General features: G+C 70.7%; 21 protein-coding genes. 10 read left to right on the forward strand and 11 right to left on the reverse strand.

The window, feature by feature from the left end; all coding sequences use genetic code 11:
• Nucleotides 1-308 precede the first annotated feature (308 nt).
• Both OU416_RS00940 and OU416_RS00945 read left to right on the forward strand, forming a co-directional pair.
• The gene (locus tag OU416_RS00940; RefSeq protein ID WP_270924840.1) at nt 309-1274 is read left to right on the forward strand and encodes a zeta toxin family protein; all 966 of its coding nucleotides are present in this window, start codon (nt 309-311) and stop codon (nt 1272-1274) included.
• Nucleotides 1271-1540 (forward strand): hypothetical protein, encoded by a 270-nt coding sequence (locus OU416_RS00945; RefSeq protein WP_270924841.1) that lies wholly within the window; start codon nt 1271-1273, stop codon nt 1538-1540. Before OU416_RS00940 ends, OU416_RS00945 begins: the two co-directional genes overlap by 4 nt.
• A 68-nt stretch (nt 1541-1608) precedes the next feature.
• On the opposite strand, the gene OU416_RS00950 is transcribed toward OU416_RS00945, so the two are convergent.
• Both OU416_RS00950 and OU416_RS00955 read right to left on the reverse strand, forming a co-directional pair.
• A complete protein-coding gene (locus OU416_RS00950) occupies nt 1609-2697 on the reverse strand; it encodes a Clp protease N-terminal domain-containing protein (protein ID WP_270924842.1) in 1089 nt (362 codons plus the stop codon).
• Between the two features lie 14 nt (nt 2698-2711).
• On the reverse strand, nt 2712-3629 hold the full coding sequence (locus tag OU416_RS00955; protein WP_270924843.1) for a CPBP family intramembrane glutamic endopeptidase: 918 nt from the start codon (nt 3627-3629) through the stop codon (nt 2712-2714).
• 331 nt (nt 3630-3960) lie between these two features.
• Between OU416_RS00955 and OU416_RS00960 the strand changes: the two genes are divergently transcribed.
• Nucleotides 3961-4620: a response regulator gene (locus OU416_RS00960; RefSeq protein ID WP_270924844.1), complete on the forward strand. Its 660-nt coding sequence runs from the start codon at nt 3961-3963 to the stop codon at nt 4618-4620.
• Here OU416_RS00960 and OU416_RS00965 read toward each other — a convergent pair whose 3' ends face one another.
• From OU416_RS00965 to OU416_RS00990, 6 genes are all read right to left on the reverse strand, one after another.
• A complete protein-coding gene (locus OU416_RS00965; RefSeq protein WP_270924845.1) occupies nt 4621-5928 on the reverse strand; it encodes a sensor histidine kinase in 1308 nt (435 codons plus the stop codon).
• Between the two features lie 396 nt (nt 5929-6324).
• Nucleotides 6325-7344, reverse strand: coding sequence for an ABC transporter ATP-binding protein (locus tag OU416_RS00970; RefSeq protein ID WP_270924846.1), 1020 nt, complete (start codon nt 7342-7344; stop codon nt 6325-6327).
• Nucleotides 7341-8339 carry an ABC transporter ATP-binding protein gene (locus tag OU416_RS00975; protein ID WP_270924847.1) on the reverse strand — a complete coding sequence of 333 codons (999 nt, stop codon included), beginning with the start codon at nt 8337-8339 and terminating at the stop codon, nt 7341-7343. The genes OU416_RS00970 and OU416_RS00975 overlap by 4 nt, the downstream gene beginning before the upstream one ends.
• Nucleotides 8336-9229, reverse strand: coding sequence for an ABC transporter permease (locus tag OU416_RS00980; protein WP_270924848.1), 894 nt, complete (start codon nt 9227-9229; stop codon nt 8336-8338). Before OU416_RS00980 ends, OU416_RS00975 begins: the two co-directional genes overlap by 4 nt.
• Nucleotides 9222-10148 carry an ABC transporter permease gene (locus OU416_RS00985; protein WP_270924849.1) on the reverse strand — a complete coding sequence of 309 codons (927 nt, stop codon included), beginning with the start codon at nt 10146-10148 and terminating at the stop codon, nt 9222-9224. Before OU416_RS00985 ends, OU416_RS00980 begins: the two co-directional genes overlap by 8 nt.
• 10 nt (nt 10149-10158) lie before the next feature.
• Complete coding sequence (locus OU416_RS00990) at nt 10159-11769, reverse strand: peptide ABC transporter substrate-binding protein (protein ID WP_270924850.1); 1611 nt, start codon at nt 11767-11769, stop codon at nt 10159-10161.
• Nucleotides 11770-12119: 350 nt separating this feature from the next.
• Here OU416_RS00990 and OU416_RS00995 point away from each other — a divergent pair, with 350 nt between their 5' ends.
• From OU416_RS00995 to OU416_RS01020, 6 genes are all read left to right on the forward strand, one after another.
• A complete protein-coding gene (locus OU416_RS00995) occupies nt 12120-13016 on the forward strand; it encodes an SIS domain-containing protein (RefSeq protein WP_270924851.1) in 897 nt (298 codons plus the stop codon).
• Complete coding sequence (locus tag OU416_RS01000; protein WP_270924852.1) at nt 13013-13897, forward strand: ROK family protein; 885 nt, start codon at nt 13013-13015, stop codon at nt 13895-13897. Before OU416_RS00995 ends, OU416_RS01000 begins: the two co-directional genes overlap by 4 nt.
• A gap of 5 nt (nt 13898-13902) precedes the next feature.
• Nucleotides 13903-14736, forward strand: coding sequence for a class II fructose-bisphosphate aldolase (locus OU416_RS01005; RefSeq protein WP_270924853.1), 834 nt, complete (start codon nt 13903-13905; stop codon nt 14734-14736).
• Entirely contained in the window at nt 14733-15653 is a 921-nt protein-coding gene (locus OU416_RS01010) for a 1-phosphofructokinase family hexose kinase (RefSeq protein WP_270924854.1), read from the forward strand. The genes OU416_RS01005 and OU416_RS01010 overlap by 4 nt, the downstream gene beginning before the upstream one ends.
• 14 nt (nt 15654-15667) lie before the next feature.
• Nucleotides 15668-16453, forward strand: a complete 786-nt coding sequence (locus OU416_RS01015) for a DeoR/GlpR family DNA-binding transcription regulator (RefSeq protein ID WP_270924855.1) — start codon at nt 15668-15670, stop codon at nt 16451-16453.
• A 109-nt stretch (nt 16454-16562) separates the two neighbouring features.
• Nucleotides 16563-16775: an SDR family NAD(P)-dependent oxidoreductase gene (locus tag OU416_RS01020; protein WP_270924856.1), complete on the forward strand. Its 213-nt coding sequence runs from the start codon at nt 16563-16565 to the stop codon at nt 16773-16775.
• Between the two features lie 57 nt (nt 16776-16832).
• Here OU416_RS01020 and OU416_RS01025 read toward each other — a convergent pair whose 3' ends face one another.
• Nucleotides 16833-17888, reverse strand: a complete 1056-nt coding sequence (locus tag OU416_RS01025) for an NAD(P)H-dependent flavin oxidoreductase (protein ID WP_270924857.1) — start codon at nt 17886-17888, stop codon at nt 16833-16835.
• A gap of 132 nt (nt 17889-18020) precedes the next feature.
• On the opposite strand from OU416_RS01025, the gene OU416_RS01030 reads away from it, so the two are divergent.
• Entirely contained in the window at nt 18021-18890 is an 870-nt protein-coding gene (locus OU416_RS01030; protein ID WP_270924858.1) for a LysR substrate-binding domain-containing protein, read from the forward strand.
• Between the two features lie 31 nt (nt 18891-18921).
• Here the strand turns inward: OU416_RS01030 and OU416_RS01035 are convergent, their stop codons facing one another.
• Complete coding sequence (locus OU416_RS01035; protein ID WP_270924859.1) at nt 18922-20598, reverse strand: hypothetical protein; 1677 nt, start codon at nt 20596-20598, stop codon at nt 18922-18924.
• An 80-nt stretch (nt 20599-20678) separates the two neighbouring features.
• Nucleotides 20679-22163 carry an HNH endonuclease gene (locus OU416_RS01040; RefSeq protein WP_270924860.1) on the reverse strand — a complete coding sequence of 495 codons (1485 nt, stop codon included), beginning with the start codon at nt 22161-22163 and terminating at the stop codon, nt 20679-20681.
• Between the last annotated feature and the right edge of the window lie 25 nt (nt 22164-22188).

Raw genomic sequence — 22188 nt, forward strand, 5'->3', positions numbered from 1 at the left:
CAGCACCCTCGGTGGCACCAGGTCGCCGGACGCCTCGGTGAGCTTGCTCCTGGTCCGTCGCGGCGTGGTGGAACACGTGCGACCCGGCCGCTCAAGCGTCCTCTGTGGAATTCCGGGGGAACTCGGCGGTTCGGAACGGGCCCCTCCGCGGTGGTGCGGTCGGGCGTCCCCCATGTCGGCGAATGTGCGGTGGTTCCGCCTGTTCGGCCGAGCCATCGCAGCGCGGTCGTGATCCTCTTCCGGACGTCGGGCCGCACGGTCGAGTCACGCGGGTCGACTCCTGCTCATCTCAGCCGAGGAAGGCCCGCATGTCCGGAAGCCAGAACGACCCAGCCGAGCGCGGAACCATCCAGACCTGGCTCCGCTCCGCGATCGGCGCAGTGCTGCTGTTGGCGCTGGTGGGAACGCAGTCCGCGCTCCCCCCGATCGGTTCTCCACCGGCCCAGGCCTCCGTCGCGGTGGTCGAGCCGCTGACGGACGAGGAATGGGCCCACCACGTCGAGGAGGTCCGGCAGCGCACGGACGAGGGCCTGGCGCAGGGACTGGCCACTGACGTGCAGTACACCACCGGCGGTGACCGGGTGCACTGGCTGCCCGAGCGGGTGCTGCTCCAGCGCGAGATCGTCGACGAGCTGTACGCGCGGGGAGCGGAGGTGCCCTCGGACGGTGCGGCGGTGTTCACCGGCGGCTTGCCCGGCGCGGGCAAGACCACCGCGCTCAAGCAGAACCCGCACATCGATCCCGACGACTACCTGGTCGTGAACTCCGATGACGTCAAGCAGGAGATGTGCGAGCGGGGGATGATCCCCGAGCTGCCGGGCCTGGCGCCGATGGAGGCGGCGGACCTGATCCAGGAGGAATCGTCGCTGGTCTCCAAGATGCTCGCCGATCGCGCCTACCGGGAGCGCAAGAACATCATCTGGGACATCACGATGTCCTCGGCCGGATCGGTGAACAAGCGGCTGGACGCGATGCGGGGGAGCGGCTACCACGAGATCAAGGCGCTGTTCCTGGACGTCCCGGTCGAAACCAGCGTGGAGCGGGTCGACCAGCGCCACCGCCGCGGGTACGAGAAGTTCCGCAACGGAGACCGCTGCAACGGCCGGTACGTGCCCGCCGAACTCATCCGCGAAAGTGCCGATCCGCAGTGGGGAAGCGTCAACAGGAAGGCGTTCGAGGCGACCAAGGGCCGATTCGACCAGTGGTTCCGCTACGACGCTTCCGGGAACGAGCCCGTCCTCGTGGCGGCGGGGGAGGGGAACCAGCCGGAATGAGCGAGGTGACCGAGCTGCTGGCCGGACTGCGCAGCGGTGCGCTGGGTCTCGATGAGGTCGTGGCGCGATTCCGGCAGCGCAGCTGGCCCGCCCCGCCACCGCCCGGCCGGCGCACCGCGGCGGATCCGGCGGAAACGACGCCGGGATCGTTCGAAGAGGTGGTGCTCGCCTACGCCCGGCGGGACATCACCGACGAGCAGTACGCCGCGCTGCTCGAAGCCGCCCGGTCGGCAGGCCGACCGGAGCAGGAACCCCCAGGTCGGTAGCAGTAGTCGGCTGGGAAGTGCCGAGCACCGCTGCGCCCGCCGAGTCCGGCGGGCGCAGCGGCGTTCGGTCACCTCAGGTCGGTGGTGTCGATGCCGATTCCGGACAGCAGTGCGGTGACCGGGCCGTCGGGTTCGGCCAGCAGTTCGGCGAGCAGGTGGTCGGTGCCTGCCGGAACCCTGTCCTCCCCGGCACGCCATCGGGCCTTGGTCAGCACTTTCTCGAGGGCCGGGTTCTCGGGGAACTTCTCGGCGTACGGGTGGTTCTCGGCCTCCGGGAACAGGTTTCGCGCGGCATCGGCCGCAGCGTGCAGCGTGAGCCCGCGGGCCCGCAGTCGTTCAGCTGCGGTGTTGCTCCCGGCCAGTTCCGGTGAGAACCGTTGCCCGGCGGTGGTGAGCTGTTCGTCCAGCGCGAGAACGGCCAGCAGCAGGTGCGCGGTCGTCATCTCGCCGTGCCCGAGCCGGACCGCCTGGCGGCGGGCTTCCATCCGGAGCGCCATGAACACCGGTGCGCCGTTGCCGAAGAGCTTGGCGACCAAGCGCACGGACATCTGGCCGCGCTGTCCGTCGAGCAGCCCCATCTTCCGCAGCGTTCGCGCGGTGTCGGTGTGGGGCGGTTCGCCGGGCTCGCCCGCGCTCGGGTGCACCCGCAGTCGCGCGAGTACGTCGCTGCGGTCGACGCGGCGTTCGCGAAGCGCCTCGTGGGCCCGGTTGTCCGGGGTGTGCAGCAGGCCCATCAGCAGGTGCGTGGTGTTCGCCCGCGGAGTTCCGTGCTCGTCGGCGTAGAGCAGCGCTTGCCGGAGAGCCGCGCGCAGCGCACCTGTCGGTGGCGGGACGTCGGAATCGGTCTGCCGCGCGGCCCATGCTGCTTCGCGAAGCAGTCCGGTCACCGCGAGGTCGTGCACCGGCTCGGCATCGTCGTCGTGCACCCAGTGGTCATCGATTCCCTTGGCCCGGATCACGCCCATCATCGATCCGCTGGCGCGAACGGTGGGCGCGAGAACCCCACCGGCTGCGGAATCGCCGTCCAGCAGCGCGGAGAGCACGTGCTCGGTTCCCACTTTGGGCTGGGTTCGCCGGATGGCTTCGCGGAAGGCGAGGGTCAGCGCTTCGGCGACATCGCGGGAGATTTCGGTGCAGGGCAGGGTCTTTCCGGACATGAGATTCCTCCTCGTCAACGGGTGGTGGTGGCCAGACCGCGCCGGCGGGCCTGCCGGTCGACCCACCAGGTGTAGAGCAGCGTCGTGATGGCTACCGGCAGGACGTCCCACAGCGCGTAGTCGCCGCCGGCCTGGTTGAGATCCGGCATGCCCTGGGTGGATTCGAGCACCATGAGGACGACGTTGTTCACCACGTGCAGCGCGATCGCGGCCTCCAGCCCGCCGGTGCGCAGGGTCAGCCAGCACAGCGCGATCGCGAACAGGAACATCTCGCCGAGCACCCAGGGCTCGGTGTGGTCGTGCAGCCCGGTGAACACCAGCGAGCTGATGACGACGCCCGGCCACGGGGTCCGCGTCCAGGAGGAGATGGTCTGCACGAGCCACCCGCGGCAGAGGTACTCCTCGGCGGCGGCCTGGAACGGGATCAGAGCCAGCGCCAGCACGAGCACCGCGAAGAAGGTCGGCCATCCCGGCCACGCCGCGGCGTCCCAGTCCGCGCCCCGGAGCAGATCGGCCCCGATCGCCAACCCGATCGCCAGCAGCGCCCAGCCCAGGCAGTGCAGCAGCCAACCCCACCGGAGCCGGCCGGCCACGCTGGACACCGACCCCGGCCGCCGCTTCCCGATCCAGCGGACGGTGAGCGCGATGAGGGGCAGCAGGGCCCCGATGGCGGCGAACCCGTACCCGAAGTCCCAGAGCGGATCGGCGAAGCGCAGATCGTCCCCGATCACGGGGTCGGAGACCAGCGCGAGCCCGATCACAGCCCCGAACAGCAGCATCGAGGTCACCACCGCCAGCACGAGCAGCAGCACCATCTCCACCCAGGGCCGCCACCAGCGGTGCGAGCCGGTGCGCCCGAGCAGGTGGTACGGCGTGCCGCTGCCAGGCGGGGAGTCCTGGGTGGTGGCCGGTTCGGTGAGCAACTGAATCATCCCTCCGCGTTCGTGTCACCTGCGAACCTAGGGATCGATCACCACCCGGACATGTGCCGATCGGCCACCCCTCCATGGCCGATCGGCCAAGGCTGCCGACCCGATCGGCTCGCCCGGTTGCCGGGATGAAGGACGTCCTTCACCCGACCCCGGGCAGGGCTGGGCGCCACCGCCTGCGCACGAGCATGATCACGGTGAGGACCCGGGAGCGCAGAGCGCCCCATTCCTTCCAGGCGTTTCCCGCCACTGCGCACCTTGTCGGCGCCCGGCCTCCGGGTGGCCCGCCGACCTGGTCGGTTTGGGAGGGTGTTTCCGGATCTAGGATGGTGGAGTGATCCGTGTGCTCATTGCCGATGACGAGAACCTCATGCGAGCGGGCATCCGGCTCATCCTCGCCAACGCCTCCGACGTCGAGGTGGTGGCCGAGGTGGGGGATGGCCGGGCTGCGGTCCGGGCCTGCCGGGAGCAGGTCGTCGACGTGGCGTTGCTGGACATCCAGATGCCCGGTGGTGACGGGCTCGGCGCTGTCGAGGACATCGCTCGCGAGTCGCCGAACACCAACGTCATCATGCTCACCGCCTTCGGCGAGGACGGGCACGTGGCGCGGGCGTTGCGGGCGGGGGCGAAGGGTTTCCTGCTCAAGGACACCGGGCCGAGCGAGCTGATCCGGGCCGTGCGGCTGGCCGCCGAAGGCGAGTCGATCCTGGCTCCGCAGATCACCCGGCGGCTCATCGAGCGGCACCTCCGCTCGGGCACGGACCGGACTTCGGCGGCGCGGCGCAAGATCGACCAGCTCTCCGAGGCCGAGCGCGAAGTGCTGCGCCTGGTCGGTTTCGGGCTGTCGAACGCGGAGATCGCGAGCGATCTCTACATCAGCGCGGGCACGGTGAAGGCGCACCTGAGCCGCGTGCTCACCAAGCTCGACTGCGCGAACCGGGTTCAGGCCGCGATCCTGGCCCACGACGCGGGTCTGCTCGCCGACCGGCCGTGATCAGCCGATCACCAGCGCGACGACCAGCATCACCAGCCCGATGACCACCGGCAGGACCGCCAGCATGCCCAGGCAGCCCGCCCCGAGCACGCGGGGCCACGTGAGGGCCTCCGCGGCGAGCGGCTCGGGTGGCGGCTGATCCGGCAGGACCGAAGGATCAGGCCGGTCGGTTCCGGCCGGGTGGGTGGGAATCGCCGCTGCGACGAGGAAACCGCCTTCAGGTGTTGGTCCACTGTGGAGGTTTCCGTCGAGCAGCGAGATCCGCTCGTCGAGCCCCACGAGCCCGCTCCGCGTTCCCGGTAGCCGCCGCCCGCCGGCCTGCGCGGGACCGTTGACCACGCGGACGTGCACGCGATCGCTCTCGACAACGATCTCGACGCCCGTGCGCGCGGTCGAAGCGTGCTTGTGGACGTTGGTCAGGCCCTCGCGCACCACCCGGTGCACCGCGCGGCGGGTGCGCGGGTCCGCGTGGTCGAGGTCCGCGCCGGTCCACCGCAGGTCGACGTCGATGCCCGCCGACCTGGATTCCGCGACGAGATCTTCGACGTCGGTCCGAGTGCCGATGCGGTCGTCGGGGCCGAGATCCGACTCCTCGGCCCCGCGCAGGACACCCAGGATCTCGCGGAGCTCGGACAGCGCACTGCTCGCTGTGGTGCGCAGGAGTACGGCCTGGCCGCTCAACTCGGGCGCGTCCTTGGCAGCGCTGAGTTCGAGCGCCCCGGCGTGGATCGAGATCAGGCTCAACCGGTGCCCGAGCATGTCGTGCATCTCGCCTGCGATGTGCCCGCGTTCCTCCACGCGAGCCTTGGCCGCGGTGAGCTGCTGCGCCCGCTCCAGGTACTCGTTGCGCTCCTGGAGCAGGCGGACCCGCGGACGCCGGTGACCGAGGAGCGCCCCGACAGCCGCGGGCAGCACCAGCAGGAGCACCGCGCTCACCGCATATCCGGCGACTACCTCGCCGAACCCGTTGAACTGGGCGGACTCGAACGCGAGCATGAGCGCGAAGTCCACGACGGCGGTGGCCAGCACGGCGAGCCACAACCGGCGAGCAGGTGCGATCCGCCGAGCGGCGGCGAAGGTGATGACGGGGAGGACAGCTGCGGCCCAGAAGTTGACACCGGCGAACACCGGCGCCGTGGCCAGCAACGTCGCGACCGGCCACCTCCAGCAAGCGTGAACCAGCAACGCGGTCCAGCACGCGAGCCCGATGGTCCAGCCGATGTGACCGAGAGGCAGGGGGAGCAGCGGAACCGGGAAGAGCCCGATGGCGAGCACCAGTGCGGAGAGCACGGCGTCGCGAACGAGCAACCGCCGAGGTGTCGTGCGAACCTGTTCCACCGCACCGGAAACCGCGCTGCGAAACCGGGCTAGATGCGGGGACAACGCGACCAACTACCTCACCTCTGGCTGCACGACCGGCCCAGCACCGGCCGGAGCCGAGTCTAAATGCCGCGAATCCGGTGCCGGTGCGCCGCTGTCAAGGCCGTGGACGCGGCGATCGGCCTGCGCATCCCGCTCTCGATTCGTTTTCCCCTGGTCAAGGACCGTGAGTGCTTTTGGGGCTTATAGCACCACAAAACACTCACGGCACTCGACCAGCACAAACGGTGGCCGGTCGACTGCCGCGGAGGACCGAAGACCGATCTCACCTGCCCAGTGCTCGCGAAGAACCCGGCGCTGCGGTGGGCAGCGCCGGGCATCGGGTCAGGACTTCGCGGTTGCCGGGTCGGCTTCTGCTACCTCGGCGGCGAAGTGGCAGTGGGAGGTGTGGCCTGCGCCCAGGTCGTGGGCCTCGGGGACTTGGGTTGCGCAGTCCGGTTGGGCCATCCAGCAGCGGGTGTGGAACGGGCAGCCGGGTGGCGGTGCGATCGGGGAGGGCGGGTCTCCTTCGAGGACGATGCGCTCCTGCTCCGGTTCGTCGTCGAAGCCGGGGCGCGGGATCGCCGAGAGCAGGGCCCGGGTGTACGGGTGCGAGGGGCTGTCGTAGACCGCGTCGCAGTCGCCTTCCTCGACGACCCGGCCCAGGTACATCGTCGCGATGCGGTCGCAGAAGTGCCGCACCACGTCCAGGTCGTGCGCGATGAACACCACCGTCAGCGACAGCTCGCGCTGCAGCTCGGCGAGCAGGTTGAGGACCTGCGCGCGCACCGAGACGTCGAGCGCCGAGACCGGTTCGTCGCAGATCAGCACCTCCGGGTTCAGCGCGATGCCGCGGGCGATGCCGATGCGCTGGCGCTGGCCGCCGGAGAACTCGTGCGGGTAGCGGTCGAGGTGGTCCGGGCGGAGGCCGACCTGTTCGAGGAGTTGCTCCAGCCGCGGCCGCAGGCCCGATTCGGGCACCGCGTCGCGGTGGATCCGGAACGGTTCGGCCAGGATCGAGCCGACCGTCTTGCGCGGGTTGAGCGAGGCGTAGGGGTCCTGGAAGACCATCTGGATGTTGCGGCGCATCCGGGTCCGCTCGGCGCCCTTCGCGCCGTGGACGTCGATGCCGCGGTAGCGGACCTGCCCGCTGGTGGGCTTCTCCAGCGCGGTGAGCAGCCGGGTCAGCGTGGACTTGCCGCACCCGGATTCGCCGACGATGCCCAGCGCCTCGCCCTTGCGCAGTCGCAGGCTCACGCCGTCGACGGCCTTGACGGTGTCGGTGGCGAGGCCGAACCGCCCACCGCCGCGCTTGCGGTAGTGCTTGGTGACGTCCTGCACTTCGAGGATGTTCTGCTCGGTCACGACGAGACCTCCGCCCAGTAGTGGCACCGGGTTTGCCTGCCGTCGTCGAGCAGCAGCAGTTCCGGTTCGACCGTCTCGCACTGCTCGCGCGCGATGGCGCAGCGCGGGTGGAAGCGGCAGCCCGCGGGCCGGTCGGTGAGGCTCGGCGGCAGGCCGCCGATCGCGGGCAGCGGCCCGCCGCGGTGCGAGCGCCGCGGGATGGAGTCGACCAGACCCTGGCTGTACGGGTGGACCGGTGCGGTGAACAGCTCGCGGATCGGCCCGTGCTCGACGACGCGCCCGGAGTACATCACCAGCGCGCGGTCGGCCATCCGGGACGCGACGCCGAGGTCGTGGGTGATCAGCACCAGCGCCAGCCCGCGCTCGGCCTGCTGCTCGGCGAGCAGGTCGAGGATCTGGGCCTGCACGGTCACGTCGAGCGCGGTGGTGGGCTCGTCGGCGATCACCACCTCCGGGTCCAGCGCCAGCGCCATCGCGATCATGATGCGCTGGCGCATCCCGCCGGAGAACTGGTGCGGGTAGTCACCGGCGCGGCTGGCCGCGGCGGGGATCCGAACCCGGTCCATCATCTCCACCGCCTGCTGCCAGGCCTGCCGCCGCGTCGCGCCGCGGTGCAGCCGGTACAGCTCGCCGATCTGCTTGGCCACCGGTTGCACCGGGTTCAGCGCGGTGAGCGCGTCCTGGAAGATCAGCGAGACGCGAGCGCCCGTCGCCGCGCGGCGCTGCCGGTCGGACATCGCGAGCAGGTCCTCGCCGCCGAGCTCGACGGTGCCGCCGGTGATCTCGGCGGGCGGGGTGTCGAGGATGCCCATGATCGCCTGCGCGGTGACGCTCTTGCCCGAGCCCGATTCGCCGAGCACGGCGAGGGTTTCGCCCGCACCGACGGAGAAGCTGACGTCCTGGACGGCGTGCAGCCGGCCGGCGGCGGTGTGGAAGTCGACGCTGAGGCCGCGCACGTCGAGGACCGCGGCCTGCTGCCGCTCCTTGGCGTTCACGATTTCCTTCCCTTCGGGTCGAGGCTCTCCCGCAGGCTGTCGCCGAGGACCACGAACGCCAGCACGGCGCCGGTCAGGAACAGCGCGGGGTAGATCAGTAGGTGCGGGCTGGCCTGCCACTGCGCCTGGGCGGTGGACAGCTGCAATCCCCACGAGATCGCGGGCGGCTGGAGCCCGATGCCGAGGAAGGTCAGCGCCGCCTCGGCGGCGATGATGCCGCCGATCTCCAGGGTTTTCAGCACGATCAGCGAGGTCAGCGCGTTCGGCGCGATGTGGGTGCCCATGATGCGCAGGTGGCTGCCGCCGAGCACGCGCGCGGCCTGCACGTACTCCAGGTTGCGGATCTTGAGCACCGAGCCGCGCATGTAGCGCATGCCGCCGGGCCAGCTGAAGACGATCAGCACCAGGCTCACCGTCCAGACCGTGCGCTCCTCGAAGAGGTTGAGCACCACGATCGCGGCGATGATCATCGGCAGCCCGAACACCACGTCGGCGATGCGCGAGACCACGCCGTCGACGACGCCGCCGAAGTAACCGGCCAGCGCGCCGAGCACCGCGGCGATCGCGAAGGTCGCGACCGTGACGATCAGGCCGATCGCGATCGACGGGCGGGCGCCGTGCACCACGTTGGCGAAGTAGTCGCAGCCCTGCATGTCGAAGCCGAACGGGTGGCCCGGCGCCGGGCCCGCGCCGCTGAGCCGCAGCTCGCAGTGCATCGGGTCGGCGGAGGTGAACAGGCTCGGCCACACCGCCATCAGCACGTAGCCCGCGGCGATCAGCGCCGCCACCACGAACAGCGGTGCGCGCAGCGGTTTCGGCAGCCGCCCGACCAGGGTGAACCGTCGGCGGGGTGCGGTGGGAGCGGGGGAGAGATCGGTTCGGTCAGCCATTGCGCACCCTCGGGTCGATGATTCCGTAGCTGATGTCCACCAGCAGGTTGACCAGCAGGTAGATCAGGATGATGAAGGTCGCCACGCCGACCACGATGGTGCCCTGCTGGGTCTGCACCGCCTGCACCAGCAGGCCGCCGATGCCGGGCAGGTTGAACACGCTCTCGACGATCACGGCGCCGCCGAGCATGGCCGCGAGGCTGAGCCCGAGGTAGGTGACCACCGGGATCATCGAGTTGCGCAGCGCGTGCCCCCACACCACGCGGCCCGGCGATGCGCCCTTGGCCCGCGCGGTCCGGATGAACTCCGAGCCCAGCGTGTCGACCAGGCTCGACCGGGTCAGCCGGGCCAGCGGTGCGGCGGCTTCCAGAGCCACCACCAGCGCCGGGAGGACGAAGCTCAGCGGCCAGCCCTCGGCGATGCCGGCGATCGGGAACCACTCCAGCTTCAAGCCGAACACCAGCTGCGCCATGAAGGCGATCACGAACCCGGGCAGCGCCACGAACAGCACCGTGAACGCCAAGGTCAGGTGGTCACCGGCGCGGCCGCGGTGCAGGGCGCCGAAGATGCCGACCGCGAGGCCGATCACCAGCTTGAGCACCCAGGCGGTCAGCGCCAGCTGCAGCGTGGTGGGCCACCGCTCGGCGATCATGTCCAGCACCGGGCGGTCGAAGAAGTCGGTGCCGAAGTCGCCCCGCAGCAGCCCGCCCATGTAGAGCAGGTACTGGGTGATCAGCGGCTCGTCCAGGTGGTACCGCTCGCGCAGCGCCTCCACCGTGGAGGGCGGCAGCGGGCGGTCGCCCGCCAGCGAGGCGATCGGGTCCCCGGGCATCGCGTAGACCAGCGCGAAGATCAGGAACGTCACGCCGAAGAGCACCGGCAGCATCGCCGCGATGCGGCGGATCAGGTATCCGAGCATGGTCGCGGCCTCACTCCTCGCGGCCGGGGCCGCACTCGAACGCGGTCAGGTAGTACTGGAGATCGCCGCCGAGCGTGCCCGGTTTCGCGCACGGCGCGTGCGCGGCGTAGATGCCCGGGTAGTAGAGCGGGATCCCGGGCATGTCCTCGAAGATCAGGTCTTCGGCCTGCTGCCAGTACCGCGCGGCCTGCAACTCGTCGCCGCTGCCCAGCGCCTTGGCGATCAGCTCGTTGGCGGCCGGGTTGTCGTACTGGGTGTACTCGTTGCCGTCGCCGCCTTCGCGGAACATGCCCAGGTACTGGTCGGGGCTGGGGTAGATGTCGCCCCACAGGCTCAGCGACGGGCCGGTCAGCGTGCCGCTGCTCTGCGCCTGGGTGAGCTGCGCGGGCAGCACCGGCCGCAGCCGGACGTCGGCGCCCAGCTCCTGCCGCAGCGCGTTGGCGATGGCCAGCGCGATCTGGGACATCTCGGTGCCGCCGCCACCGCCGGTGTTGGAGTACCAGATGAACACCGGTTCCTTGAACCCGCCCGCTTCGGCGACGAGCTGTCGGGCGCGATCCGGGTCGTAGGTGCAGTCCTTGCACGCGTCGGCCCGGTAGGCCGGGCCGACGGCCTCGACGATCAGGGAGCGCGCGGGCGTCGCCGATCCGCGCAGCAGGGCGCCGGCCATCGCGTCGCGGTCGATCGACAGCGAGATCGCCTTGCGCAGCCGCGGATCCTTCAGCGACTCGACGTACTCCGGGATCAGCATCTGGGTGATCTGGCGCTGCTGCGGGATCGCGAACAGGCCCTCGTCGCCGAGCTGGTTGCGGGCGTCGTCGAGCAGACCACCGGGCAGGTTGCGCAGCACGTCGAGCTGACCGGCCTGCACGTCGCGGTAGGCGGTGTCCTGCGACTGGTAGATCTTGAAGTGGATCTCCTCGGCCGCTCCGGGCGGCACCTCGCCCTGGTAGTCGTGCCAGCGCTTGAGCACGATCCGCTCGTTGCGGTCCCAGCGGACGAACTGGTACGGGCCGTTGCCGACCGGCGCCTGCGAGTAGGCGGTCGGATCGGCCAGGCCCTCCTTCGGGATCGGGCAGGCGGCGTAGGAGGCGATGATCTTCGGGAAGTCGTAGTCGGGCTGGGTGAGCGTGACCCGCAGGGTCAGCTCGTCGAGCACCTCCAGGCCGCGCAGCGTGTCGCGCTGCGGCTGGTCCTCGTTGAGCTCGGCGTAGCCGTCGATGACGCTGAAGGTGGAGCTCGCCTTGTACGCGTTGGGCCCGTAGGAGACCGCGTTCCAGGTGTCGGCGTAGGTCTGCGCGGTGATCGGCTCGCCGTTCTGGAACTCGCGGCCCGGTCGCAGCTTGATCGTCCACACCAGACCGTCGGTGGTGTCCACGCGCTCCGCGCCGCGCATCCGGATGTCGCCCGCGTCGGCGATCCCCAGCCCGGTCAGCGGCTCGCACAGTCCCATGTAGACCTGGCTGCCCGAGTTCTGCTGCGAGTTCAGCTCGTCCGGATCCGGGTACTGCGCGACCCGCAGCACCCGTCCGGCGTCGGTGTCGTGCGCACCGCAGCCCGCCAGCAGCGCCAGGCACGTCCCCGCGGCGAGCACCAGCCGCCTCCGGAGCTTCTGGGCCATCTGTCGCTCTCCCTACACTCAACCCTTGCGCATGTTTGCTCGTTAGTTGGTTTTATCGAGCAACTTCATGCAAGTTGGCACATTATTAACGTGCTTCGTGGTGCCTGTCACTACCCCAGTTCGCAATGCCTCGCCGTGCGTCCGCGGTCGTGACTTGACGTGCTCGGTGTGTCACGCACGGCTTTTGGCTGGTGATGACCCCCGTGGCGGGGTGGTGGAGCCACCTGAAGATCGTGTGATTGATACTGATCGATCGGATGCTTGTTGAATCACTTTTGTGCATCTAGTCTGGCGATGTGGCGCGCTGCGACGGTGCTCGCCACGGAGAACGACGGGTCTGGGAGGACTTGATGGCGTCTGGCGGATACCTCGTGGACGGCGAGATCGGCAGCCAGCCGGAGTGCTGGCTGCGCGCATCGGAGCTGGCCCAGGAGGTGGCTGGTGTGCTGCCCCAGCGCGGTGAGCGCGTCGCAGTGGCCGGGTGCGGCACGTCCTGGTTCATGGCCATGGCCTACGCGGCCCTGCGGGAGGCCGCCGGCGAAGGTGTCACCGACGCGTTCCCCGCATCCGAGATGCCGCTGGGCCGCTCCTACGACCGCGTGCTGGTGATCACCCGCTCGGGCACCACCACGGAGGTGCTCGAACTCCTGCGCAAGCTGCGCGGCACGGTGCCCACGGTCGGCATCACCGCGGTCCCCGGCGCGCCCATCGCGGAGGTCTGCGACGAGCTGGTCGCGCTGGAGTTCGCCGACGAGCAGTCCGTGGTGCAGACGCGGTTCGCGACGACCGCGCTCGCCCTGCTCCGCGCCTCGCTCGGCGAGGACCTGACCGGTGCTGTCGAGGACGTCCGCGCGGTGCTGGCGACCGAGCTCGGCGAGCTGCCCGCCAGCGAGCAGATCAGCTTCCTGGGCCGCGGCTGGACGGTCGGCCTGGCGCACGAGGCGGCGCTGAAGGTGCGCGAAGCCGCGGGCCTGTGGTCGGAGGCCTACCCGGCCATGGAGTACCGGCACGGGCCGATCAGCATCGCCGAGCCCGGCCGCACGACCTGGATGTTCGGCGAGGCGCCGACCGGGCTGGCCGCCGAGGTCGCCGCCACCGGAGCCGCCTACCTCGACAGCGGGCAGCACGACCCGATGGCGCACCTGGTGCTCGCGCAGCGGGTCGCGGTGGCCGCGGCGGTGAACCGCGGGCTCGACCCCGACCACCCGCGCAACCTGACCCGGTCGATCGTCCTGGACGAGGTGTGACCGAGCCGGTGATCGGCGTCGACGTCGGCGGGACCGGGACGAAAGCGGTCCTGGCCGACGCGTCGGGAACGGTGCTGGCGCAACGGCACCGCCCGACACCGCCGCGGGCCGAGCGGGTGCTGGAGCTGGCCTGCTCGCTCGTCGCCGAGCTCTCCGCGGACGCCGCACCGGCGGCCGTCGGGCTCGTGGTGCCCGGGATCGTCGACGAATCCCGGGGCGTGGCGGTGTTCTCGGCGAACCTGGGCTGGTCGGAGGTGCCGTTCCGGTCGCTGCTGGCGCAGCGGCTCGGGCTCCCGGTGGCCTTCGGCCACGACGTCCGGGCCGGAGCGCTGGCCGAACACCGGCTCGGCGCGGCGCGCGGTGCGGCGGATGCCGTGTTCCTGCCCGTCGGCACCGGCATCTCGGCGGCGCACGTGCAGGCCGGACGGGTGCACGCCGGGGGCGGGTACGCGGGGGAGATCGGCCAGGTGCCGGTATCCGGGGGCCGGTTGGAGGCGGTGGCCTCCGCGGCCGCGATCAGCAGGCGCTACCAGGCGCGCACCGGGAACCCGGTGGCGGGCGCGGCGGAGGTGGCGCAGCGGGTCGCCGCCGGGGACCCGGTCGCCGCCGAGGTCTGGGACGAAGCCGTCGACGCGCTGGGTGGCGCGCTGATCTGGCTCACCGCCCTGCTGGCACCGGAAGTCGTCGTGGTGGGCGGTGGTCTGTCGCAGGCGGGGCCGCTGCTGTTCGACCCGCTGGCGCGCCGGCTGGAATCCGACTGGCCCCTCGCGCGCGCTCCGCGGCTCGTGCCCGCCGAACTCGGCGATCGCGCGGGCAGCCTGGGCGCGGCGCTGCTGGCCGCCGACCTGGCGGCGAAGATCAACAGCACGGAAATGAGGTAGTAGCAATGCCTTTGGTCGGCACGGGAAGCATCGTGGAGACCGCCGTCCGCGCCGGTCGCGGGGTCGGGGCGTTCAACGTCATCGGGCTGGAGCACGCCGAAGGCCTGGTGGCGGGCGCGGAGCGCGCGGGTCTCGCGGTGGTGCTGCAGATCAGCGAGAACTGCGTGCGCTACCACGGCGCGCTGGAGCCGATCGCGCGCGCGACGCTGGCCCGCGCGCGCGAGTCGGAGGTGCCGGTGGCCGTGCACCTCGACCACGCCGAATCCGAGGAGCTGGTGGACGAGGCCATCGAGCTCGGGTTCGGCTCGGTGATGTTCGACGCCTCGAAGCAGGGCTACGCCGACAACGTGGCCCGCACGCGCGCCGTCGCGGCCCGGTGCCACGACGCCGGGATCTGGGTGGAAGCCGAACTCGGCGAGGTCGGCGGCAAGGACGGCGTGCACGCGCCGGGCGCCCGCACCGACCCGGGCGAGGCCGCCGAGTACGTCGCCGCAACCGGTGTGGACGCGCTGGCCGTGGCGGTCGGCACCTCGCACACGATGCTGACCCGCGACGCCGCGCTCGACTTCGGCCTCATCCAGCGGTTGCGCGAGGCGCTGGGCGTTCCGCTGGTGCTGCACGGTTCTTCGGGCGTGTCCGACGACGATCTGGGCACCGCCATCCGCAGCGGCATGACAAAGATCAACATCTCCACGCACCTGAACAAGACGTTCACCGAGGCGGTGCGGGAGGTGCTGGCGGGCAACCCGAAGCTGGTCGACCCGCGCAAGTACCTCACCGCGGGCAGGGACGCCCTGGCCGCCGAAACCGCGCGCCTGCTCGGAGTTCTGGCCGGATGATCATCACCGTCACCCCGAACCCGGCGCTGGACGTCAGCTACCGCGTGGCGCAGCTGAACCCCGGGCGATCCCACCGCGTCCGCGACGTCCACGAACGCGCCGGCGGCAAGGGCCTCAACGTCAGCCGGGTGCTGCACGGCCAGGGCATCCGCACGCTCGTAGTCGCACCCGTCGGCGGTGCGCACGGCGATGCGATCCGCGAGGATCTCGACGCCGCGGGGATCGAGCACCTCCTGCTGCCGGTGCCCGGGCCGACCCGCCGCACCATCGCGGTGGTCGCCGAGGAGGACACCTCGGGCGAGGCGACCCTGTTCAACGAGCCCGGCAGCCACCTCGGCGAAGCGGACTGGCAGCGGTTCCGGGCTCTGCTCACCACGCGGCTCGCCGGTGCCCCGGTGCTGGTGTGCTCGGGCAGCCTGCCGCCCGGATGCGGCGCGGACAGCTACGCGGAACTGGTCGGCGACGCCCGTTCCCGCTCGGTGCCCGCGATCGTCGACGCCACCGGGCCCGCGCTGCTCGCCGCCGCGGAAGCCGGGGCGGATCTCGTCAAGCCCAACGCGGTCGAGCTCCGCGAGACGACGGGCCAGGACGATCCGGTCACCGGGGCCCGCCAGCTGCGCGACCGCGGCGCGGCAGCGGTGATCGTCTCGCTCGGCCCGGACGGGCTGCTCGCGGTGACCGGTGAGGGAAGCTGGCGCGCCGCACCGCCTTTCGCGGTGAGCGGCAACCCGACGGGCGCTGGTGACGCGGCGGTGGCGGCGCTCGCCGCCGGGATCGCGGGCCAGCAGGACTGGCCCGAACGGCTGCGCAACGCCGTCGCGTGGTCCGCAGCGGCCGCTGCGGCACCGGTCGCGGGAACGCTCGACGGCGGCGTGCTGCGCGAGATCTCCGATCGCATCGCGGTCCAACCCGCTTGAACAGGAGCGCATCGATGGACCGGCACGCGCGGCTTTCCGCACTGCTCGACCTGCTCGGCGAACGCGGCAAGGTCACCGTGGAGGAGATCTCCACCGCGCTCGGCGCTTCGGCGGCCACGGTCCGCCGCGACCTCGACCACCTCGCCGAACAGCAGCTGCTGACCCGCACCCGCGGCGGTGCCGTCGCGCAGAACATCGCCTACGACCTGCCGCTGCGCTACAAGGCGGCCCGCAACGCCCGCGAGAAGAGTCGCATCGCGCGGGCGGCAGCGGCGATGGTCGCGCAGGGCTCGGTGGTCGGCGTCAACGGCGGGACGACGACCACCGAGATCGCGCGTGCCCTGGTGGCCCGCGCGGACCTCGCCGACGCAGGCGAGCGCACCTCGCTGACCATCGTCACCAACGCCCTCAACATCGCCAACGAGCTGGTGGTGCGGCCCCAGGTCAAGATCGTGGTGACCGGGGGAGTGGCGCGGCCGCAGTCGTTCGAGCTCACCGGGCCGCTCGGCACCCACCTGCTGGAGGAGATCACCCTCGACGTGGTGTTCCTCGGCGTGGACGCGGTCGACCCGGCCCGCGGTGCGTTCGCGCACAACGAGGGCGAAGCGAGCATCAACCGCCTCATGACCGAACGCGCCGAGCGCGTCGTGGTCGTCGCGGACGGCTCGAAGCTCGGCCGCACCGCCTTCGCCCACATCTGCCCGGCGGAGAGGATCGACATGCTGCTGACCGACTCCGCCGCACCCGCCGAACTCCTCGAACGCTTCGAAACCGCGGGAGTCCCGGTCAAGGCGGTTTGACCGGTGCAAACGGTCCGGCCGGTCACCGGGGCGGGACGTTCGGCGGGCATCGCGGCGTCCGTGGTGCTGAACCTGCGAGCCGGTCGACTCCGGCCTGCTGGACACCACGGTGGGCAACCCGCCCTACGGGGCGAGCAAGCGGGCGATGGACCGGATCACGCTGGCCGTCGCCCGCGAGCTCGCCCAGCTGGGAGTCAGCCGCAACGCGATCAACCCCGGGCCGACCGATACCGGCTGCGCGAATCTGGTCGTGTTTCTCTGCTCGGCGGAGGGCGGGTGGATCAACGGGCAGCTCCTCCACAGCGACGGCGGTCTCGGGTAGTCGAGCCGCCGCCGTCCGCCCTCCACCGTCGAGCTCGGCGGTTGCGCGGGGATCCGCTCAGGCGAGCAGCTCGCGCGCGTCCGCCCACATGCGCTCGACGATCTCGCCCGCCGGTGCGGTCGTGGCCAAGGACGCGCTCTGACCGGCCCAGTTGTTGGCCCGGTCGACCCCGGTCGCACCACCCCGGCGCCACTGGCCGACGAGTCGCCGCTGAACGGGGTAGTGGGCGGGCAGCGGAGCGTCGGCGGCGGCCCACGCCGTGACGAAGGGCGTGGCCACCGCACGTCCGAGCCTGCCGCTGTAGGCGCGGGTGGTGACCGTCCGCTCCGGCGGCAAACCGTCCAGGGCAGCCGACCAGTCGGCGTTGATGCCGGCCTCGGGCGAGCGCAGCAACGCGGTTCCCACCTGGACGGCGCTCGCGCCCAGCGCCAGCGCGGCGGCCACACCGCGGCCGTCGGCGATCCCGCCTGCCGCGATCACCGGAACGTCCAGGCGGTCCACCAGGTGCGGGAGCAGCGCGAACAAACCGACGTCGATCTGCTCGGCGACCTGCGGGTCGAAGCTGCCCCGGTGCCCACCGGCCTCCATGCCCTGGGCGACGACGGCGTCCGCACCGGCTTCCTGGGCGGCCAGGGCGTCGGCCAGGTTGGTCGCGCAGGCGAACCACGCGATGCCCTCCCGGTGCAGCCGCGCCACGAAATCGGGCTCGAAGAGCCCCATGATCGAGGAGATGACCGCGGGCCGGGCGGCCAGCATGGCCTCGCACTGCTCGGCGAAGACCGGGCCCGGTGCCCCGGTCTCGCCCGGTTCGCCGAAACCGGCCAGGAACCGCTCCGCGGCCTGCTGCCGCTCGGGCGCGTCGACCGGCTCGTCCGGGATCCAGATGTTGAGCTGGCACGGGCCGTCGGTGCCCGCGCGGAAGCTCTCCACCCACCTGGTGATGCGCTCGGGCTGGTCGAGAACCACGCCGTTGGCGCCCATCCCGCCTGCCTCGGCCACCGCGATCGCCAGCTCCGGCGGGCAGGCACCGGCCATCGGCGCTTCCAGGATCGGCGCGCGCAGCCCGAAGCGCTCGCAGAAGTCCTGAACCCGTTGCTGCGTCCGCTGTGCCACTGCTGTTCTCCCCGCTCTCGCCCTGGGCATCCGGTGCCAGGTGAACGCTAAGCTCTGCCTGGCATCGTGTCCAACGATGAGTGACGAACGCAGCCATCGTCATCCGCGAACCCAGGGGATGGGAGTGATCGCGTGGAGTTGTCCGACCTGCGGATCTTCGCCGCGGTGGCCCGCGCCGGTGGCATCACGCGCGCGGCCGCGGAGCTGCACACCGTGCAGTCCAGCGTCAGCGCCCGCGTGGCGGGGCTGGAACGGGAGCTCGGCGCGACGCTGCTCCGCAGGCACGCGCGCGGAGTCACCTTGACCGCGGCAGGGGAGCAGTTCCTCGACTACGCCCGGCGGATCACCGCGCTCGCCGACGAGGCCGTCCGCATCGCGCGGGACGAGACGCCGTGCGGTCCGCTGCGGATCGGAGCGATGGAGACCACGGCGGGAATCCGGCTGCCACCGGTCCTGGAGGCCTACACCGCGGCCTGGCCCGAGGTGGACCTGTCGGTGCTCACCGGGCCCACCGACGCGCTGGTGGCGCAGGTCAAGGACCACGCCCTCGACGGAGCGCTCGTCGCAGGCCCCGTCGGCGACCGGGAACTGCACGAGGAGGAGATCTTCACCGAGGAACTGGCCGTCATCACCGCCGCGCGCCACTGCGACCTCGACGATGCGCTGCACATCCCTCGACTGCTGGTGTTCCGGGCGGGATGCTCGTACCGGCGCAGGCTCGAATCCGTCGCCCGCGCCCGCGGTGCGGAGCCGAAGATCCTCGAATACGGCTCCGCGGAAGGCATCCTCGGCTGCGTGGCGGCAGGTCTCGGCATCACGATGCTGCCCCGCGAACTGGTGGAACGCTCCGGGCTGCGCCACCGGCTCCGCCTGCACCGGGCAACGCCGGTGCCGACGGTCTTCATCCGCCGCCGCGACGGGCAGGCCACCACGGCGCTGGAGGAATTCGCCCGCCACCTCCGCGAAACCCGCGAACCGGGGTCCCCGCAGATCGCCTCCTGACCGTCGGCGCCGATTTCGAAGACCGGACGGGTCAGTCGCTGGTGCGGCGGAAGACGGTTTCTCGGTGCCAGGCGAAGTAGGGTTCTGACTCCTGTCGGTGAGCGGTGCAGCGCCGTCCGTTCAGATGCAGGAGCTGGTCCCGGAACCTGCCTGCAGGAGCCATGTCCGGTGGGGCGGTTTCGACGTGTCCGTCGGCGTTCACGGTGATCCAGCCGGATTCGTAGAGGGCGTCGCAGCCGAGGCTGCATGCCAGCATGGCCACCTGGTGCAGGTCTTCGCGTTCGGAGTTGCTGCACACCGCTCGTTTCTTGATGTGCGCGGCGACCAGGAACGACATGGGGAAATGGTGTCCGCAAAGCGCGCATTCCGCTGCGTCACGGTCTCCTGCGAGCAAGCGCCGGAGCTGCGCCTGTTCTGTGCGGACCTTGACCTGGGCGACGGTGTCCAGGCCGCCGAAGTGCGGATCCTCGGCCACTCGGGTGCTGGTCGGGGCGTGCAGCGTCACCGCGGTCGGGTCCTCGGTGAACCGTGCGCCGGGCAGTGTGGCCAGGACAGCGCCGATGAGCGAGCACCGGTGGCCCAGTTCGTCGACGTGCAGGTGAACTGATCCACGGACGGCAAGCAGGTCGAGGCCCTTCTGGACTTCGCTGATCCTGAGGGACTGTCCGGATGGTGAACCATCGGTGCGTACCAGTGCTGCGTCGCCGTGGACGGCGAGGACGGTGTGCGACTCCTCGGATGCGGTTCGGATCTGCTCGCCCACGAGCGCTCGCAGCAGGGTCCGTGCACCGGGCAATGCGATATGCGTGCCACCGAGCCCGACCCGGGCCAGGAGCGTCTGGTGATCGGTGATGCCGCGCAGATGCTCTTCCAGCAGCAGGCCGACGACGTCTGCCCGGGTGGTGTCATCACGCAGGAGTTCGGCGGCCTGGTGGGTCAGGCCGGCGACCGCGGTGACATCGCCAGCGGTCGGGACATCAGCGAGTCCGTGCACTTCCCAAACCTGCGGGCTGGTGCGGAGGTGCCAGAACGGGTATTGCGGAGTGGTCTTGGAATGCTCGTGGCCGAACTCAGCGAGCAGAGCCCCGACCTCGCCGCGGAACTCGGGCCAAGACACGAGCCGGCATCTGCCATCGGCTACCCGACCGATCGCCCACAGCAGTGCCAGGGGTTTGTGCAGGCTCGGCCGTCCCTCGTGCCGGTGCAGGCTGAGCTTCCTCACCGCTGAAAGCAGTCCGTCGCGAGTGAAGGGGTTGACCGCCAGTGAGCTCGGGGTGTCCGGGGCTGCCAGGTCTGCGGCCAGCCTGGTCGCGTCACCGGGGCCGTAGCCTGGCACGGCGAGCAGGAGCTGGATCCGCTTGCGGTTGTTGCCCTCTTTCGTCGCTCCTGCGGGAAGTCCGACACGCCCTTGGGCGCTGGTGAGGTCCAGTCGCAGCCGGTCGATGTCGTCGACCGCGCCAAGATCCAACGGCCCGTTCACGAGGGCACGGTCCTTTTCGGGCAGGCCGGCCACCCGTTTGGACACGACCGTGGCGGAGAGCAGCACGGCATGCCGCGCGCGGAGCCTGATCAGCAGCAGCGTCAGTGCGGGAACGTACTGGTCATTGCGCGGCCGTTCGTTGCCCGCGGTTCTTCCTCCCGCGCTCTCCAGCACCAGGTTCAGGTGCGTCCCGTCGGTTTCCACGTCGAATTCGGCGTTCAACTCCACACCGTCATCACCTCGCGCGCGCACGCCAGGAGAGTCGCACACGTCCCCGACAGTTCGAAGGGCTGGACCACCGGGCCAGTTCACCGGTACGTGTGCGGTGGGCTCGCCTTCCACGCTCGGTCGAGGGAATCGTCCCAAGTGCCGTCCCGGTCGAAGCTGGCGGCCCGGCAGCCGCGGGACATGGGCGCCGCGGCACTGTGGCGCCAGGGAGAGCCCTCGATTCGGGCTATTGCGTGGCCGCAGTGCCGGCATACTGCGTGCCCCATCAATTCGTCAGCCAGTCGCTCGAACTGCGCGGTGCGGTCCGCGACCTCTTCTTCGACGCCCCGCAGCACCTCCTCGGCGCTGGAAACCCCCGCCGAGGAGATGATGTCGCGCACGAGTACCGCTGCTTCGGTGGCGATGTCGGCTCGGCGAGCGGCATCGACGAGGCTCTGCGCAGAACCGCTCTTCGGTGATTTGCGCACCGTCCGCTCGGCCAGGTGAACCGGCAGATGGCTCGACACAGATGACCGGTCCTCACCGGTCTCAGAATCCGTTACCGAGTCTCGCAGGCGTCTGCGGGCCACTTCGAAGGCCCATGCCTCGGTGGATGCCTTCTTGGCGACGTTGAAGTGAGTGCTGGTCGCCGCACCCATCACCGTGTGGAACTCCTCCATCAGCGCGCCCCAGTGGTCGCCGCCTGCGAAGTCCTCTGGGCACCAGCCGTAGTGACGCACGAGTTCGTCACGCACTTGATCGAAATGGTGAAGGCTCTTCCGCACGGGTCCGAACGTGTCGATGCGGAGGCCGACGCGTTCCGCCTTGGCCAGCAACTCCGGCTCCACACCTTCCCACTTCACGTGGCCGTCGCGTTCACAGGCGTAGTCGACCCAGGACCAGAACGCCTCGGCGTCCGCGACATCGGGAGCCTCTCGGTGGTGGTGCGGGCAGAGAAGGGCGAAGTTGCGCACATCATTGGAACCGCCGAGCGACTCCGGGACCACGTGGGCCCTCTCCACCGGTGTCTGCCAGCAGATCAGGCAGATCGGCTCCTCGAGACCGAGGTAGTCGGCGATGGCCCGGACCGGGGGTCTGGATCGGCGTCGGTGCGGGTGGCCGTCCCGGTTGCGCACGCGCAGCTCGTTGTGGTCGTAAGCGTGCTCGCGGTCCGGGTCTCGTATGTTCAGGACGGCAGGAACGTCCTCGCGTTGCGGCCCCGGGTTCCTCACCCGGAAGAGAGGCGTGCTGATCTCCGTGAGGTATGGACTGAGGAAGCTCAGCAAGAACTCGTGGATGATCTCGAAGGCATCCGCGTCATAGCCTCCGGCGGCGTTGCGGTGCCCTTGGACGTCGAGGTAGAGGCAGCGCGGGGAACCGGGTGCTGTTGCCGCAGCTTGCTTGAGAATCGAGAAGAGGCGGGTAGCGCACTTGGTGAAGTCCTCTTCGACCCGCATGTCGTGATAAAGCACGATCTTCTTCGTCGTTCCGCCTGCTTCCGATCCCTCGGGTGGGGTTGCGCCTCGCATGGTTCCGGAACCGGGTGAGCGCTGACCAGGAGTCGGCTTCTGCGGGCTGTCGTTCATGAGCGCACAGTAGGCGCGAGCCCGG

It is taken from the genome of Saccharopolyspora indica, from assembly GCF_027853965.1.
GTDB lineage: Bacteria > Actinomycetota > Actinomycetes > Mycobacteriales > Pseudonocardiaceae > Saccharopolyspora > Saccharopolyspora indica.

Bases quoted from the DNA above. Each gene is read 5' to 3' on its own strand.
- OU416_RS00940 (WP_270924840.1), top strand. From the start codon at position 309: ATGTCCGGAAGCCAGAACGACCCAGCCGAGCGCGGAACCATCCAGACC.
- OU416_RS00945 (WP_270924841.1), top strand. From the start codon at position 1,271: ATGAGCGAGGTGACCGAGCTGCTGGCCGGACTGCGCAGCGGTGCGCTG.
- OU416_RS00950 (WP_270924842.1), bottom strand. From the start codon at position 2,697: ATGTCCGGAAAGACCCTGCCCTGCACCGAAATCTCCCGCGATGTCGCC.
- OU416_RS00955 (WP_270924843.1), bottom strand. From the start codon at position 3,629: ATGATTCAGTTGCTCACCGAACCGGCCACCACCCAGGACTCCCCGCCT.
- OU416_RS00980 (WP_270924848.1), bottom strand. From the start codon at position 9,229: ATGGCTGACCGAACCGATCTCTCCCCCGCTCCCACCGCACCCCGCCGA.
- OU416_RS00985 (WP_270924849.1), bottom strand. From the start codon at position 10,148: ATGCTCGGATACCTGATCCGCCGCATCGCGGCGATGCTGCCGGTGCTC.
- OU416_RS00990 (WP_270924850.1), bottom strand. From the start codon at position 11,769: ATGGCCCAGAAGCTCCGGAGGCGGCTGGTGCTCGCCGCGGGGACGTGC.
- OU416_RS00995 (WP_270924851.1), top strand. From the start codon at position 12,120: ATGGCGTCTGGCGGATACCTCGTGGACGGCGAGATCGGCAGCCAGCCG.
- OU416_RS01005 (WP_270924853.1), top strand. From the start codon at position 13,903: ATGCCTTTGGTCGGCACGGGAAGCATCGTGGAGACCGCCGTCCGCGCC.
- OU416_RS01010 (WP_270924854.1), top strand. From the start codon at position 14,733: ATGATCATCACCGTCACCCCGAACCCGGCGCTGGACGTCAGCTACCGC.
- OU416_RS01015 (WP_270924855.1), top strand. From the start codon at position 15,668: ATGGACCGGCACGCGCGGCTTTCCGCACTGCTCGACCTGCTCGGCGAA.
- OU416_RS01040 (WP_270924860.1), bottom strand. From the start codon at position 22,163: ATGAACGACAGCCCGCAGAAGCCGACTCCTGGTCAGCGCTCACCCGGT.